Origin of the sequence: Aminobacter sp. AP02, assembly GCF_003148805.1 — a bacterium.
Taxonomy (GTDB): domain Bacteria; phylum Pseudomonadota; class Alphaproteobacteria; order Rhizobiales; family Rhizobiaceae; genus Aminobacter.
This window is the reverse complement of record NZ_QGGX01000031.1, coordinates 15,556-30,858: the sequence shown is the minus strand read 5'-3', so window position 1 is coordinate 30,858 and position 15,303 is coordinate 15,556. Positions and strand designations below refer to the sequence as shown.

14 protein-coding genes are annotated in these 15,303 nt (G+C 62.3%); 7 read left to right on the top strand and 7 right to left on the bottom strand.

The genetic code is table 11. The annotated features are described in order from the left end of the window. Window positions 1-329: 329 nt before the first annotated feature. From C8K44_RS25210 to C8K44_RS25185, 6 genes are all read right to left on the bottom strand, one after another. On the bottom strand, window positions 330-3,320 hold the full coding sequence (locus C8K44_RS25210; RefSeq protein WP_158282788.1) for an autotransporter domain-containing protein: 2,991 nt from the start codon (window positions 3,318-3,320) through the stop codon (window positions 330-332). A gap of 332 nt (window positions 3,321-3,652) precedes the next feature. Further along, the gene (locus C8K44_RS25205; protein ID WP_109578513.1) at window positions 3,653-5,122 is read right to left on the bottom strand and encodes an aldo/keto reductase; all 1,470 of its coding nucleotides are present in this window, start codon (window positions 5,120-5,122) and stop codon (window positions 3,653-3,655) included. Next, a complete protein-coding gene (locus tag C8K44_RS25200) occupies window positions 5,106-6,116 on the bottom strand; it encodes a branched-chain amino acid ABC transporter permease (protein WP_109578512.1) in 1,011 nt (336 codons plus the stop codon). Before C8K44_RS25200 ends, C8K44_RS25205 begins: the two co-directional genes overlap by 17 nt. Beyond that, on the bottom strand, window positions 6,113-7,024 hold the full coding sequence (locus C8K44_RS25195; RefSeq protein ID WP_109578511.1) for a branched-chain amino acid ABC transporter permease: 912 nt from the start codon (window positions 7,022-7,024) through the stop codon (window positions 6,113-6,115). The genes C8K44_RS25200 and C8K44_RS25195 overlap by 4 nt, the downstream gene beginning before the upstream one ends. Further along, window positions 7,021-7,773: an ABC transporter ATP-binding protein gene (locus tag C8K44_RS25190; RefSeq protein WP_109578510.1), complete on the bottom strand. Its 753-nt coding sequence runs from the start codon at window positions 7,771-7,773 to the stop codon at window positions 7,021-7,023. The genes C8K44_RS25195 and C8K44_RS25190 overlap by 4 nt, the downstream gene beginning before the upstream one ends. Beyond that, window positions 7,770-8,573, bottom strand: coding sequence for an ABC transporter ATP-binding protein (locus C8K44_RS25185; RefSeq protein ID WP_109578509.1), 804 nt, complete (start codon window positions 8,571-8,573; stop codon window positions 7,770-7,772). Before C8K44_RS25185 ends, C8K44_RS25190 begins: the two co-directional genes overlap by 4 nt. A gap of 108 nt (window positions 8,574-8,681) precedes the next feature. Here C8K44_RS25185 and C8K44_RS25180 point away from each other — a divergent pair, with 108 nt between their 5' ends. The 7 genes from C8K44_RS25180 to greA all read left to right on the top strand — a co-directional run bounded on the left by C8K44_RS25180 (window position 8,682) and on the right by greA (window position 14,060). Further along, entirely contained in the window at window positions 8,682-9,443 is a 762-nt protein-coding gene (locus C8K44_RS25180) for a GntR family transcriptional regulator (RefSeq protein ID WP_348626355.1), read from the top strand. A gap of 3 nt (window positions 9,444-9,446) precedes the next feature. After that, entirely contained in the window at window positions 9,447-9,797 is a 351-nt protein-coding gene (locus C8K44_RS25175; RefSeq protein ID WP_109578508.1) for a TIGR04076 family protein, read from the top strand. 8 nt (window positions 9,798-9,805) lie between these two features. Then, complete coding sequence (locus C8K44_RS25170) at window positions 9,806-10,855, top strand: aldo/keto reductase (protein ID WP_109578507.1); 1,050 nt, start codon at window positions 9,806-9,808, stop codon at window positions 10,853-10,855. Window positions 10,856-10,927: 72 nt separating this feature from the next. After that, window positions 10,928-12,196, top strand: coding sequence for an ABC transporter substrate-binding protein (locus tag C8K44_RS25165; protein ID WP_109578506.1), 1,269 nt, complete (start codon window positions 10,928-10,930; stop codon window positions 12,194-12,196). A gap of 270 nt (window positions 12,197-12,466) precedes the next feature. Continuing rightward, window positions 12,467-12,673 carry a ParD-like family protein gene (locus tag C8K44_RS25160; RefSeq protein WP_109578505.1) on the top strand — a complete coding sequence of 69 codons (207 nt, stop codon included), beginning with the start codon at window positions 12,467-12,469 and terminating at the stop codon, window positions 12,671-12,673. 1 nt (window position 12,674) lies between these two features. Then, window positions 12,675-13,454 carry a type I methionyl aminopeptidase gene (map, locus tag C8K44_RS25155; protein WP_109578504.1) on the top strand — a complete coding sequence of 260 codons (780 nt, stop codon included), beginning with the start codon at window positions 12,675-12,677 and terminating at the stop codon, window positions 13,452-13,454. Between the two features lie 123 nt (window positions 13,455-13,577). Next, window positions 13,578-14,060 carry a transcription elongation factor GreA gene (greA, locus tag C8K44_RS25150; RefSeq protein ID WP_109578503.1) on the top strand — a complete coding sequence of 161 codons (483 nt, stop codon included), beginning with the start codon at window positions 13,578-13,580 and terminating at the stop codon, window positions 14,058-14,060. A 140-nt stretch (window positions 14,061-14,200) separates the two neighbouring features. On the opposite strand, the gene C8K44_RS25145 is transcribed toward greA, so the two are convergent. Next, window positions 14,201-15,277: an AI-2E family transporter gene (locus C8K44_RS25145; RefSeq protein ID WP_109578502.1), complete on the bottom strand. Its 1,077-nt coding sequence runs from the start codon at window positions 15,275-15,277 to the stop codon at window positions 14,201-14,203. Window positions 15,278-15,303 lie beyond the last annotated feature (26 nt).

Here is a 15,303-nt window from a genome sequence, read left to right as displayed (position 1 = left end):
ACAAATATTCGGTGTTTGGCGAGGTTTCGCTCAACAGCTCGCTGGAAAACTTCGGCGACAGCTACGCCCTTGCCGGCACCGCCGGCTTCAGGGTGAGGTGGTGACAGGGAGTACGCCCACAGACTGACGGTGGTAGTCGCTTAGTGTTCGGCAGGATAACAACACCCATGGCATATCGGAAGGAGCTTCTCCAGCTGTCGACTCCTCGAGCCTTCAGCGATGCTCTGGTGGCAGCGATCGTCACCGGCGGGGCGGAAACCCGTGCCGGGATTTGTTCAAATAGCGCCGCGCCAGCTGCAGCTTGCGTGGTAATGGATCGTTGTCTTTCGTCACCACTTGAAGCTTAATCCCAAGTTCCCCTCGAAGGCTCTGTTGGTCTCGCCATCGACTGCGAATGTATAGCCGGCCGTCGCATGGAGGCTGAGACCGTCACGCAAAGACGCGATCAGTCCGCCGCCAAGTTCGAGCGCCGTCCCGCCGAAGTCCACCTGGAACGGATTGACGTTGAAGTTGACGGTGTCGCTGCCCGAGAAGCCCTGCCAGAGATTGGCTTTCAGATAAGGTTGCATCAGGCCGGCAGAGGTCTCGAACTCGCCTTCAAGTCGAACGCCTAGCCTGCCTGTCAGCGCGTCGTCGGTGTCGAACGCGACAGTCGCAAAGCGGCTTGACGCATCGTCGAGCCACTCGTGTTGCCAGATCAGTTGAGCCTGCGGTTCGACCTTCCAGGTCGGCGAGAGCGTGAATGGATAGCCCCCTTCAAGCGAGAGCGTGAGACCTTGCCCGTCCGCATCTACTTCGACGTTGCGGCGCGAAGTCCCACCGCCCCCGTAGAACGATCCCATCAAGACGCCATCGAGATACCAGCCGGTCGGCCCGATATGGGTCCAGTAGGCACCGATGCTGGTTGCGTTGACATCGAGATCGCCGACGGCAAGGTTGTTCCAGCCGAGCGCAAAGCCGGTGACGTCGGCATTGAGCGCCGAATAGCCAAGGAACAGGCCTGCGACGTCGCGGTGTCCGCCTTCGCTTTCCCAGCGCAGCAAGTCGAGGCCGGCCTGTAGTCCCCACAGCGAGCCGTCGATCGCCGGATCGGCTGTCCCCTCCAGGTCGCGCTCGACGCTTTGTCCGAACACGCGCGCCCAGGCCGCCGAGAAGTTGTCCGCGGGCGACAGCACGTCCTGGCCGCCACGGCGCTCGTGAAATGTGCCGAGCGTTGCAAGAGCCGCCTGCCTTGTCGCGTATGGGAGCGCGGAAGCTATCGGCACCTCTGTGCTCAACAATGGGATGACCGTGCCGATGAACGGCGTGGCGCCCGGCGTCGGCGGAGCGGGCTGGATCGGAGGATTGCCGGGATCCAGCGTTGGAACCGGTAGCGGGAACGCGTCCGCTGGCAGCGGCCCGGGCGGCAGCGGAGCAAGCGGATCGGGCGCCGGTGCCACGTCGGGAGGCGGTCCTCCCGACGGAGGAACCACGATGCTGTTACGCAAGTACCAGTTCTCTGCGGTTCCAGGGTTGATCCCGCCGCTGAACAGGAAATATTCATAACCGCCGGCCGAGACGAAGTTGCTGAGCGCGAAGGTGTTGGTGGTCGCCCCGTTCAACGCTTCGACGACCAGGATGCCGTCTGCAAGCGTCTGGGCGCCAGGCCCGCCGATGTTCGTGAAGGACAGGCCCGTCATGCCTGACGCCGAACCGCCGTCGATGACGATCCGGTCGGAAGGTGACCCGTCCGCGCCGAGGAATGTATTCAGCGCGCCTGTCGCTCCGGCCGCGCCAAAATAGCTTCCGGCGACGACCAGCCTGTTGCCGACACCGGTTCCGCCTATTTGCAGGTGTCCGCTGTTGGTGAGGTCGCCTTTGACCGCAAACGTGCCTGTCGGGCCGGCCGAAAATGCCGACACCGCGTTGGCGACAGCGATCGTGCCGCTGTTGGCCACCGTACCCGTCACGCTGCCGTAACCGCCAAGAGCGGCACCTGCCGCGACGTCGACGGGTCCGCCACCGGAAAGTGCTGCGCCCAGATGCGATCCGTCACCGACCGCAAGCGTTCCTGCGCGCACCGATGTGCCACCGCTGAAGGGATCGTTGGCGTTGAGAATCGTCGTTCCGCTGCCGATGTGGTGGACGCTACCCGAGCCGGAAATGACCCCGTCGAAACGCGCCACATCGGAGCGATTGAAGACCAGCGTTCCGTTGTCGACGATGTTGCCCGTGACTGTGCCGGAGGAACCGCCAGTGCCGAGCTGCAGCGCTGCCCCGGGAGCGATCGTGGTGCCTCCGCCGCCGCCATTGGTGACGGTGCCGCCCAGAACAAGCGTTCCGCTGTTCACCGAGACGGCGCTGGCGGTGGGCCCCGCAATGGTCGCGTTGCCTGACAGCGTCCATCTACTGCCCTCCATCACCAGCGACTGGAAACCGTTCCCGGCGGCAACACCGGTGAAATTGCTGTCCTCCGTACCGGTGCCCTGAAGCCGCACGCTGTTTCCGGAACCCGAACTCACGACATCGCCATTGAGTACGGAGCCCGTATCCAGGATCAGTGTGTTGTTGCCGGAGTCGAACCGGACTGCAAAGCCGGCGCCGCTGGTGATGGTGCCGGCATTGCGCACGGTGACGAGACCATCGCTTACGACCCGGACGCCAGCCCCGTTCAGGCTCGACACCACGCCTCCCGCCTGGTTGACGAACGTGCCGGACGAACCGGCCTGGAACAGGATGCCGGAGGGGAAGTTGGGGGCCGTGCCGACGCTTGTAACCGCGATGGTGCCGCTGTTGGTGATCGCCGTGCCGAGGGCGTTCGTTCTTATGCCGGCGCTGTCTTGACCGCTTACCGATATGGTTCCGGAATTGACGAGCGTCGTATTGGGCCCGCGTGCATCCATGCCCCAGCTGGTCGTGCCCGACGTCGTAATGGCACCCTGGTTGGTAAGTGTACTTCCGGTTCCGGTCGCCGACATGCCGAAGGCATTGATGCCACTTGTCATGATGTGCCCTTGATTGAGCACGGTACTGTTGTTCACCACACCTATGGCGCGAACGGTGGAGTTCATCATGGCGCCCGGCAGCACCGTCACATTGACATTTGTGCTTCCGGCAGCTGCGGAGATTGCGGTGGTCTGGGCGGTGGGATTGGGCGGTGTCGTATCACAGACGACGTTCTGATTGGAGGTCGGCTGTCCGGTGACGCTGGTGACCTCGATGCCGGTCGTCGTGTTCACGCACCTGGCATGGGCCTCGTTGGTGTCCAAAAGGACGGCGAAAGCGGCAAAGGCTGCAAAGGCGCACAGGATGTGTCCGGGCGCGTCTGCGACGGACGTCACGCGGGAGCTGGAGGCTCTCTCTTCAATCGTGGCTCCGGTTGCCGGAGCGCTCATAACGAGGTGCCGCACAAATTGCCCGCGTCGTGGTCCCCCACACTGAAGCTAAGCTCTGCCCATTGTCTGGGTAACGTTTTGCGGTCCGAATGGCAACCAATGCGCAGCCTCGCGAAGCGAATTTGCTCGCTGCGTTACACTTCTGCCTCACCTGATCAGATGGACTGTAGATGGGCCGGGAAGCGGCTGCCTCGTCGACGGCCAAGCCTCGAAGCGGCCAACCGCGGTCCGGGAGCTGAACGTCGGCCACCCGAGGGCGGGGGTCGATTTCTTGTTCGTCACCCTTCGAGAACGGCGGCATCTGCGTCTATCTCGACCTCGTAGTCGCCGATGAGGTTGCCGACTTCGACAAGCGTATTGGCAGGCAATATTTCACCGAAGGCTCGGCCATGCGCGAGCGATACCGGCTCCCATTTCGAAGCGTCGCGAATGTAGATCCGCGTGCGGAATACATCGTCCATCCTGCCACCGAGCGCTGTGATCGAGGCGGAGATCTTGTCGAGGATGTAGGTGGTCTGCGCGCCAGCATCGCCTGGCGCGACGCAGCGGTCCGCGCCATGCGTTGCTGTTGTGCCCGAGACCGAAATGTTGTTGCCGACCCTGACGGCGCGGCTGTAACCGGCGATCGGCTCCCAGACGCTGCCCGATGATGCGCGCAAGCGGCCGGGTTTGCCCGGAACAGCTTCCGCCTTGAACACCGAGGGTATGGCGTCGAGATGATGGCTGAGATCGCCTGACGCGGTGAGATAGGGTGGCCGCCGGTATTCGTCGCCGCAGTCGCCAGGGATCGGCTGGCTTTCGGCAAAGGCTGCCTCCAGCCGCGACTTGTCCTCGCCGTCGAGCTGAAGGTCGAACAGCTTCAGATTGTCGGCGCGGTGCTCGCTCTCGGTGATCCGCGCGCCGATGATGGCTGCACCGACTGCCTGGTGGCCAAGGACCCACGCCGTCGCGACATTCGATATCGAGACGGAGTGCTTGCGGGCGACATCGCCGGCCGCACCCAATATCGCCTGGAACGCCGCCCAGCCTCCGGCGGTGTCGATGAAACGTTTGTATTTGGACCGGCTCCAGTCGGCTATTTCAGAGGGCTCCGGCTTGCCCAGCCATTTGTCGGAGAGAAAGCCGCCGCAAAGCGTGCCGTAGGCCAAGAGCTTGACGCCCGATCTCACGCACACATCCGAAAGCGGTCCGGCGGCGCGACGGTCGAGCAGTGAAAACGAAACCTGGTTGCTGGCAAGCGTGATGCCGTCGGCGAGCGCCAGCGCCAGATGCGCCGCGTCGAAATTGGTGACGCCGAGCGCGCCGATCAATCCTTCCTCGCGCAGCCGGTTCATCTCATGGAGGGCGTCGAGCCAGGCCGGATGATCAAACGTCCACCAGTGGAACTGGAGCAGATCGAGTTTCTCGACGCCCAGCCGGTCAAGCCGCTCCTGAATGCCGCGGCGCACCACTTCGGCGGTCATCGGGCCGGGTTCCGGGCACCACTTGGTGAAGGCCAGCGGCCGTTTGCCCGCCCGGGGGTAGCGCGCCAGCAAACGTCCGGTGATCAGTTCGGCGCTGCCATAATGATCGGCCATGTCGAAGGTATCGAAGCCGCTTTCCACATAGGCCTGCAACGCATCCGCCGCCCTGTCTGGGTCGAGCGGCGTGTCGCCGCGTTCGAGATCGGCGACCTGCCAAAGGCCGCAAATCAGGCGGCTCGAATTGAGGCCTTCCGCCAGTTGGAAACGGTCAGGATTTTTCGGCATGGACAGGCTCGTTGGCAGGAGGATTGGCGGGCAAGTCGCCCGCAGCGGGCACCTTGGCGCGATGGAACATTCGGACTTCGCCCAGAATGCCACGTGGGCGCAGAAGCAGGATCGCGCAGAGCGCTGCCCCGATCATGACGATCTGCAACGATGCCGCGCGCGCCTGCTGTTCCGGCGGAAACAGCGCCGATACGGCACTTGCCGAAACCGCCCAGATACCCCACACGACGACCGCGCCCAAAATAGCGCCTCGATTGTTGCCTGAACCGCCGACGATCAGCATTGCCCAGACCTGGAAGGTGAGCGTCGGCATGTAATTGTCCGGGGCGATGAAGCCGATGAAATGCGCCTGCGTCGCGCCGGCAAGCCCCATGATGGCGCCGCCGATGGCGAATGCCTGAAGTCGGAACCGCACGGCGTTCTTGCCGAGCGCGAGTGCGGCCGTCTCGTCCTCGCGGATGGCGCGAAGCACCCTGCCCCACGGACTGCGTGCCAGACGTTCAAGCGCGAGGTAGAGCAAGACGACGATACCCACGAGAACCGCCAGGTTGAGCGCGCTGAACAGCGAGGGATTTCCGGCGAGGCTGGCGAATGGCCGCGGAATGAAGCTGATGCCGAAGGGCCCACCGGTCACCGGTTCCAGGTTGAGTACGCACAGCTGCACGGCAACGGCGACGCCGAAAGTGGCGATCGCCAGATAGTCGGCGCGTAGCCTTATGGTCAGCGCCCCCACCAGAAAGGTCGCGAACCCGGTCACCAGCGCGCCGCCCAGCCAGCCAATGACGATCGGCATGCCGAAGCCGCCGAAGCGGTCCGGCGCGTCTGGCGTGGTAAGAAGCGCCGAGACATAGGCGCCGATCGCCACGAATCCGGCGATGCCTACATTGAACAGGCCGGTTTGCCCCCACTGCACGTTGAGGCCGAGGCAGATGATGGCGTAGGTCAGCGCCATCGTCAGGAAAAAGGCACCATAGGCCATCAGGTCGAAAATCATTCCGGCCTCCCGAACAGGCCCTGCGGCCGCAACAGCAGGATCACCACGAGGATGACGAAAGCGATCGCCGAGCGCCATTCCGCACCGATCAGTTGCACGGCCAGCGCTTCGGCAAGCCCGACGATCAGCCCGGCGATCATGGCGCCCGGAACGCTGCCAATGCCACCAAGAATCGCGGCGGCAAACAACGGCAGCAGAAGGTCGAGCCCCATCTGTGGGCGTATCTGCACCAGCAATCCGGCCATCACGCCGGCGATGCAGGCAAGCCCCGCGCCCAGCACCCACACCGTGCGGATCACCTTTCGCACATCGATACCGACAACCCCTGAAAGTTGCTGGTTTTCGCTGACGGCGCGCATCGAGCGGCCGATCGCCGTACGCGTCAGCAAGAGATGGACTGACGCCACCAGCACCGCCGCGACGCCGAGAGTGAGCAACTGATCCGGGGTCGCGCGCAGGCCGCCGCCGATCGGAAAGGCGATCTGTAGGGCTTTGGTGAAATAGGCAGGCTGCGAGGTGAAGATGAATTCGAGAAGATTGCGCAGTGTGAGTGCCGCGCCAAAACTCGCCATCACCAGGATGATCACCGCGCTTCGACGCTCGCGAAGCGGGCCGAAAAGCACGGCATCGACAAGCAGTGCCAGACCGGCGGTGAGGGCTACGGCGATCACCGCCGCGATCGGCAGCGACCAGCCGAATGAAAATGGTCCGATCGGCGTCAGCAGGGAGCCGGAGAGGTAGCCAAGCGCGCCGCTCACGGCGAGTGCGAAATATGCACCCCAGGCGACGAACTCGCCATGCGCGAAATTGGCAAAGCGCAGGATCGAATAGGTGAGCGTGACGCCGATCGCGCCCAACCCGATCATCGAGCCGGTGATCAGGCCATCCATCAACGCCTGCGGGTTCATGTTGCCACCGATTTGTTGGCGTGGCGTGCGCCAAGATAAAGTTCGGCAACGATCGGATCGTCGGCGAGCCGCGACGCAACGCCTTCATGCGCGATCAGGCCCTCGACGAGAATGACCGCCCTGTCGGCGACGGCGAGTGCCGCCTTGACGTTCTGCTCGACCAGAACGGTTGTCACGCCGGTTTCGTTGATGGCGGCAAGCCTGTCGAAAACCTCGGATACGATTTTCGGCGAAAGGCCGGCCGACGGTTCGTCCAGGATCAGCACGGAGGGCTCGACCACCAGGGCACGCGCCACCGCCAGCATCTGGCGCTGGCCGCCAGAAAGCTGGCCAGCCCGGTGCGAGGGGCGCGAGCCCAGGTCGGGGAACATCGTGTAAAGGGCCCCGATCCTGTCGTTTCGCCGTTCCTTTGGCAGGATGTTGGCGGCGATCTGAAGGTTTTCGTGGATGGTCAGCGTGGCGAAGATGTTTTCGGTCTGCGGCACAAATGCCAGTCCGTGGCGGATCCTCTCGTGGCTCGGCATGGCGGTGATATCGGCGGCGCCAAGCAGAACCGTTCCAGAGTGGACCGGAACCAACCCGGCGATGGTCTTGACCAGGGTCGACTTGCCGGCGCCGTTGGGGCCAAGGAGCACGACGAATTCGCCTTCGCGCACCGTAAAATCGACACCGCGCACGATCGGCAGGTCGCGTTCGTAACCAGCGACCAACGACTGGGTGGAGAGCACCGGTTGCGCAGCGTCAGTCATGCGACGCCTCCGAGATAGGCGCTGACGACGGCAGGATGGCGGGAAACCTCCGCCGGAGTGCCTTCCGCCAGCAACTTGCCGGCCGCCATCACGATCACCCGCCCGCAAAGCCGCGCTACCATTTCCATGTTGTGCTCAATCAGAAGGATGGTCTTGCCTTGCCCGTTCAATGCGCGGACACGATCGATGATCAGCTCAAGCAAGGTCGGGTTGACGCCCGCAGCGGGCTCGTCGAGCAGGATCACGTCGGGGTCGGCCATCAGGATCCGCGCCAGTTCTAGGAGCTTGCGCTGGCCGCCTGACAACACCCGCGCCGGCTCGTTCTGCAACTTCGCCAGAAGCACGAAATCGAGCAGCGCTCTTGCCTTTTCCACCGCCGCTCGTTCTTCGGCGGCGACCTTGCGCGTACTGAGAAAATTCATCCAGAACCGTTCGCCCGACTGGCCCTGCGCTCCTGTCAGCACATTTTCGAGTACCGTCATTTCGGCGAAGGGGCGCGGTATCTGGAAGGTGCGGCCGACGCCGCGCCCGATGCGCTGTTCGGCGCCTTCGCCCGACACGTCGGCATCACCGATCCGAATGGCGCCCGATGTCGGCTTCAATGCACCCGCTATCAGGTTGAACATCGTCGTCTTGCCTGCGCCGTTCGGACCGATCAGCCCGACCATCTCACCTCGCTTCAACGCCATCGACATGCCGTCGATCGCGCGCAGGCCGCCAAACTGCTTCACTAGGCCCCTGACCTCGATCAGGGGCATATCGCTGTGAACCGAGCCGTTGATCGAGAAGCCAGTCTGCATTCGAGCTGACACGCCATTTGTGATCATTGATGTTTGATCAAACTACATTGACAGTTTCGCCGATGGCAAGTAGAAAAACGATGTCGGCTGCGATCGAAGGACTGCAACTTGAAAGCCAACAATCTCGATTCAGAAGAGCGCAGCCTCGACGCTTTGAGCGTGGGCAAGTCGGGCCGACGCAATGCGCTTGCACCCGTCGGCCGTGAAACCCTGCACGAACGTGTCTATGCCGAATTGCGGCGCTCGCTTATCCACGGTGTATTCGAGGCCGGCCAGGTATTGCGGATCGTTGAACTGGCGGAAACCCTGCAGACCAGCACGATGCCTGTGCGTGAAGCGCTGGCGCGGCTCGTCTCGGAGCAGGCACTCGAGGCGCTGCCTAACCGCTCCGTGCGCGTTCCCCTCGTCACCCGCGAAAGGCTCGACGACCTCGCGCAGGCGCGGCCGCTGATCGAGGAGCAACTGGTGGCGCTGGCGCTGCCCAACCTCAGCAAGGCTGATTTCATCGAATTGCGGCGACTGACCCTGGCCTGCGAGGCGGCGTTCAAGAGCGAGGATCCCGACAAGGCGCGCACGACCTCGGAACTCAACCACGCCTTTCATTTCTACATCTATCAGGCGGCGAGATCGGCCGTGCTGATCCCGATCGTCGAGAGCCTGTGGCTGCAATCTGGCCCCTATGTGCGGGCCGCCGCCCAAATCCACGACGAAAATCGCGGCATACCCGCGGTGCATCATCATTGGGCGTTGATCGAAGCCCTGGAGCGCGGCGACAGGGATGGCGCCAAACGCGCGCTCACGGACGACATCACCCGCTCCTTCGATCTTGTCCGCAACCGACTTGTCGCCGACGGCGACGGTCAGGAGTAGAGCATGTCTGACGGCAAGGACGAAACATTCGAGCTTTTCGACCTCAAGGTCGAGGTAACCGCGCCCGAAGGCGGCCCGATCTATTGCGGCGCAAAACCCGGTGACCATTTCGAACTGCGCGGCGAGATGCTCTTCCTTCCCGAAGGTCAGGGCTTTTCCATCTATTCCTTGGCTTCCGTCCTGCCGCTGCTGGCGGCAAAGCAGCGTCCCACTCACCAAAACGACTGGATGACGACCGACGCGGAAGTCGCCTGCCCCGACCCCAACTGTTCGACCCGGCTTCGCATCACCCGCACCGGCCTGCGCCGGTTCAACCATGCCGACACCACGGCCGTCCCCCTCCCCGGCGCTTGAGAAGAGACATGCAGAAATTTCGACTGACGCCGCACTATGAAATATCGCGTGTCGTCCGCGGCGGCTGGCAGATGGCCGGCGGCCACGGCGAAATCCGCACCGACGAGGCGATGGCGGATATGACCGCCTTTGCCGACGCCGGCATAACCACCTTCGACTGCGCCGACATCTACACCGGCGTCGAAGAACTGATCGGCCGCTTTCGCATGCACTACCGCAACCTGCGCGGCCAGGAAGCGCTCGACCATATCCACGTCCACACCAAGTTCGTGCCCGACCTCGACATCCTTCCACACATCAGCAAGCACAACGTCGAAAGTGTCATCGACCAGTCGCTCCGTCGGCTAAAGACCGAACAGCTTGACCTGGTCCAGTTCCACTGGTGGGACTATGACCAGCCACTGTGGCTCGAAACAGCCAATTGGCTCGAAGAGCTTCGCCGCGCCGGCAAGATCCGCAATATCGGCGGCACCAATTTCGACACCCAACACATGACCGCCATCATCGACAGCGGCGTGCCCCTTGTGTCGATGCAGGTGCAGTATTCCCTGCTCGACGTCCGGCCGCAAAAGACAATGGTGCCTGCAATCGCCGAGCGCGGCGTTTCGCTGCTGTGCTACGGAAGTGTCGCCGGCGGCTTCCTCAGCGACCGCTGGCTGGGTGTTGGTGAACCGGGCGAGCCGCTCGAAAACCGCTCGCTCACCAAATACAAGCTCATCATTGACGATTTCGGCGGCTGGGGCCTTTTTCAGGCTCTGCTTCGGGCCTTGCGAAAGATTGCCGACCGCCATGACACAGACGTGGCGACGGTGGCGAGCGCGGCCGTGCTACGACGTCCGGGTGTTGCAGGGGTCATTGTCGGTGCCCGCAATCGCGCCCACCTCGCTTCGAACCTTGCGATATCCGACCTCGCTTTGACCCCTGCCGACATGGCGGGCATCGAGACCGTACTGGCGTCAGCAAAGCCGCTTTCCGGCGACGTTTACGAGCTGGAGCGGGACCGTACCGGCCGCCACGGCTCGATCATGAAATACAACCTCAACAAGGGTGCTGCCTGAAGGCGCTCGACAAGTCTGCCTGAACCATCGGCCGGCAGGGAACCGGCCAAACAACAAGAAAGGGGAATGGAAATGAAAAAAACACTGCTTCTGTCCACGGCACTTGCCGCCCTGACGCTCGGCGTCATCGCGCCGGCCAAGGCCGCGGATTGCGACATCACCATCGGCATGGTCATGGAACTGACCGGCCCGGCAGGCGCCTACGGACAGGCCGGCGCGAAAGCCGTCGACATGGCGTTCCGCGATTTCAACGAGGCAGGCGGCGTCGGCGGCTGCAATCTCGTCACAGATACCCGTGACAGCCAGAGCCAGGGCACCGTCGCCGTCGACCAGGCCACGCAGCTCGTCAACATCAAGAAGGTGCCGGTGATCATCGGCGGCATTATCTCCTCGGTATCGATCCCGATCCTCACCTCCGTCACAGCTCCCGCGAGCGTCGTGCAGGTATCACCGGCCTCGTCCTCACCGACGCTGACCGCCCTCGCCCGCGATGGCAAGACCAACGGCGTCTTCTTCCGCACCATCACCTCCGACGCGCTGCAGGGAACCGCCGCCGCCAGGTTCGCACTCGACCAGGGCCTGAAGAAGATCGCCATTGTCCATGTCAACAACGACTTCGGCGTCAACATGGTTCGCGAATTCAAGGCCGCTTATGAAAAGCTGGGCGGCGTCATCACGTCTGTCACGCCTTATAACGAAAAACAGGCGAGCTATTCGGCGGAAGCGACGTCGGCGATGGCCGGCGAGCCGGAGGCGCTTTACCTCGTCAGCTATCCCGTCGACGGCGCTACGATCGCACGCGCCTGGATTTCCAACGGCGGCCCACAGAAATTCCTGCTCAACGACGGCATGAACTCTGCCGATTTTGTGACCGCAGTCGGGGCGCAATATCTGGAGAACGCCTTCGGAACCTCGTCGGGCACCAGCAAGACGGCATCGACCGAATATTTCAACGCCAATTTCGAAAGCTTCTCCGGCGGCATCAAGCCGGATGCTCCGGCAGCCGACCGTTCCTATGACGCCGGCGCCATCGTGGCGCTTGCCGTCGCCAAGGCGGGCAAGGGCGATGCGGCGGCAATCAAGGCTGCAATTCCCCAGGTCGTTGCCGCTGGCGGCGAGCCGATCCATGCCGGTAAGGAAGAGTTCGCCAAGGCCTTGGCGCTGATCAAGGAAGGCAAGCCGGTCAAGTATGAAGGCGTCATCGGTCCCGTCAGCTTCGACGAACATGGCGATATCACCGGCCCGTTCCGGCTGTGGCGCATCCAGTCCGGCGAAGTGAAGACAATCGGCGAGATGAGCGCTGAGGACGTGACCAAGCTCAAGGCCGAGCTTGAAAAGTAGCAGGATCGACCGGCCTGAGAGTTCTAAGGCGAGAAATATTCTTCGATCGCCACGCCTCCGGCGGCGGCAGTGAACTGGCGGGCGCGACAGGTGACGCTGTCGTACCCGCCTCTCTCGCTGTCGGAGTGCGTCAATGACTGGAGCGACCGCCAGCGGTAGTTGCCTGCGATTCGAACAAACAAGATCCGGCGTTCGGCAAGACCCTCCTATTGACCAATTGATATACGAACCGTATACGGTTCGTATATCAATTGGTTTGAGGAGCTATCGTTGGGAATCGTAAAAATCGACGAGGATCTGCATGAGGAAGCCCGTCGGGCGAGCACCGTGATGTGCCGGTCCATCAATGCGCAGGCCGAATACTGGATGAAGATCGGCATGCTGGCTGAGGCCAATCCGTCGCTGTCCTTCAATGAAATTGTGAAGTTGCAGTTCGCGGCAGCGCAGGTGCGTGTCGCGGATCTAGCGCTCGCCTGACATGGTAAAGACCCCTGACGAACTGGCGCTGATGCGCATATCGGGCAAGATGCTGGCGTCAGTCTTCGAGATGCTGGACTGGCATAACCTTGCCGGCATGTCGACATTGCAGGTCAACGATCTGGTCGACCGATTCATATCAGTGGATCTTGCCGCGCGTCCGGCCAGCAAGGGGCAGTATGGCTTCAAACATGTCCTGAACTGCTCGATCAATCACGTCGTTTGCCACGGCGTGCCCGCTTCGGGCGAGATCATCCGTGACGGCGACATCGTCAACTTCGACATAACGCTCGAAAAGAACGGCTTCATTGCTGATTCCAGCAAGACCTACCTTGTCGGCAATGCCCCACCCGCCGCGAGGCGGCTCGTGCGGGTTGCCCAGGAAGCCATGTGGAGAGGCATAAGACAGGTCCGGCCCGGAGCGTATCTGGGGGACATTGGTTTCGCGATCGAACGGCACGCCAAAAGGAACGGTTATTCGGTTGTCCGTGAATATTGCGGGCACGGCATCGGTCGCGAGATGCACGAGGAGCCGCAGGTGCTCAATTTTGGCCACCCGGGAACGGGCCTAATGCTGCGCGAGGGCATGGTCTTCACCGTCGAGCCGATGGTCAACCAGGGCACGCGCAAGGTCTCGACCGAAAGCGACGGCTGGACAGTCGTGACCAACGACCGAAAGCTCTCCGCCCAGTTCGAGCATACAGTCGCGGTCACGAAGACCGGTGTCGAAGTCCTGACCCTGCGCCGTGATGAGGCGCCGATGCTGGAATGCAAAGTGTAATCATCGGACCGCACCTGCCTGGACGGCTCGAAGGTTCCGTTTCTGCTGAAACCAGCCATCAAACTGCTGACTCTTTATGGTAGGCTGGAGGCTCAGCAGTGTTCAACAAGGAGCCTCGTGCAATTGAGCGTCGCATTTGCCAAGGAAGAAAGTGCAGAGGCAGCGTCGGAAACCATACTGCCAGCTCGCCCTATCTCCGAGCGGATCAACCTCGTCACGGAGGCGGGCTTGAAAATGCTTCAAGAAGAACTGGCCCGCGCCCAGCAAGCTTTCGCAGCCGCAAACGCGCTGGAAGACGTCAACGAAAGACGACGGCAGTCGGCGGTTCCGGTTCGAGACATGCGCTACTACGCCGAGCGCGTCCGCACGGCGCAGCCCATGCCGGCGCCCACGTCCAATGAAGCGGTCGCCTTCGGCCACACTGTTAGCTTCGAGCGCGACGATGGCCGCACCCAGACCTTCCGCATCGTCGGTGAGGACGAAGCCGATCCGTCTCAAGCTTCCATATCGCATGGGTCGCCGGTAGCCATCGCGCTGATAGGCAAATCCGTTGGCGACGTCGTACAGCTCGGGCAGCGCGAACTTGAGATCGTGTCCATCTCCTAGCTGGACATCGGTACCCGCGAGCAGGGCATGTTCTGAACCGTCACGATCAACCACCACCGTTCTGCTTGGTGTTCGGTGAGGGGCAACGCGAGCCTCGCCGCCCGACTTCGCATTGCGCGCGCCGCCCGCCGGTCGTGTCATCACTCCGGGCCAGGCCTGCCTGTGACGTCGTAATCCGAAGTTGCAAGAGACCGGCGCCTCGCAAACCGCAAGATCACGCCCAAAGATGCCGCGATCGGTATCGCCAACAACACACCGATCAAGCCGAACAGCCATCCAAAGGCAAACATTGCAAACATCATCCAGACCGGGTGGAGCTTGACGCGACGACCGATGACGCGCGGCGACAGCACATAGTCGGCGAGCATTTCTCCGACGACGAAGATGCCGCCCACCACCGCAACCGGCAGCCAATTCGGCCAGAACTGAGCCATCGCGACGCATGTCGACACCAAGATGCCGGTGGCGGCCCCGAGATAGGGCACAAAACTAATCAGGCCTGCGCTGATGCCAATCAAGATGGCATGGTTGAGCCCGGTTAGCTTAAGGGCCGTCGCATAAAGCACTGCAAGCGCAATACAGATGACCACCTGCCCGCGCACATAGCCTGCAACTGTTTCGTGGATTTCGCGCCCAAGCTCCCGAACGTCGTCGCGGTACGTCGGGGAGAACCAGCCATCGATCGTGGCAATCATTCGCTGCCAGTCAATTGCGAGATAGATGGCGATGATAGGCGTGACGACGAGCAGCGAAAGAACGGAAATCAAGGCCAGCCCACTCGACCACAACGAGCGAAGAAATCCATCGAGCCAGTCTTTGGCCATTGTCCTTGCGAGATCGGCGGAGGATTGCTCGATGTGAAGGTCGTCGCCCATGACAATATGCAGCCATGGCCAGCTTGCTTCGGTCATGAGCGACTGCAGTCGCGTGACGTAGCGGGGGAATTCCTCAGCAAAAAATCTGACCTCGCCAATGATCGCCGGGAGCATCACCAGCAAAAAGGCGACAAAACCCGCGATCAACGGCAGGAAGACTGCAAGGGCTGCAAAGGAACGGTTGAAGCCGAAGCGCTCCAACCCGTCGATCGCCGGAACGAACAGATAGGCAAGCAATGCGCCAACTACGAACGGCAGCAGAATCTGGTGCAACAATACCAGCATCACCGCCGCGACCACAGAGACAGCGATCCAGAACGTGACTGGTTGCGCCAACCTCATCGGTGTTTTCCGCACATTCGGTTTCG

Excerpts from the sequence above, each read along its gene's own strand:
- C8K44_RS25205 (WP_109578513.1), bottom strand. The coding sequence starts at position 5,122 with ATGCCGAAAAATCCTGACCGTTTCCAACTGGCGGAAGGCCTCAATTCG.
- C8K44_RS25200 (WP_109578512.1), bottom strand. The coding sequence starts at position 6,116 with ATGATTTTCGACCTGATGGCCTATGGTGCCTTTTTCCTGACGATGGCG.
- C8K44_RS25195 (WP_109578511.1), bottom strand. The coding sequence starts at position 7,024 with ATGAACCCGCAGGCGTTGATGGATGGCCTGATCACCGGCTCGATGATC.
- C8K44_RS25190 (WP_109578510.1), bottom strand. The coding sequence starts at position 7,773 with ATGACTGACGCTGCGCAACCGGTGCTCTCCACCCAGTCGTTGGTCGCT.
- C8K44_RS25185 (WP_109578509.1), bottom strand. The coding sequence starts at position 8,573 with ATGCAGACTGGCTTCTCGATCAACGGCTCGGTTCACAGCGATATGCCC.
- C8K44_RS25175 (WP_109578508.1), top strand. The coding sequence starts at position 9,447 with ATGTCTGACGGCAAGGACGAAACATTCGAGCTTTTCGACCTCAAGGTC.
- C8K44_RS25170 (WP_109578507.1), top strand. The coding sequence starts at position 9,806 with ATGCAGAAATTTCGACTGACGCCGCACTATGAAATATCGCGTGTCGTC.
- C8K44_RS25165 (WP_109578506.1), top strand. The coding sequence starts at position 10,928 with ATGAAAAAAACACTGCTTCTGTCCACGGCACTTGCCGCCCTGACGCTC.
- map (WP_109578504.1), top strand. The coding sequence starts at position 12,675 with ATGGTAAAGACCCCTGACGAACTGGCGCTGATGCGCATATCGGGCAAG.
- C8K44_RS25145 (WP_109578502.1), bottom strand. The coding sequence starts at position 15,277 with ATGAGGTTGGCGCAACCAGTCACGTTCTGGATCGCTGTCTCTGTGGTC.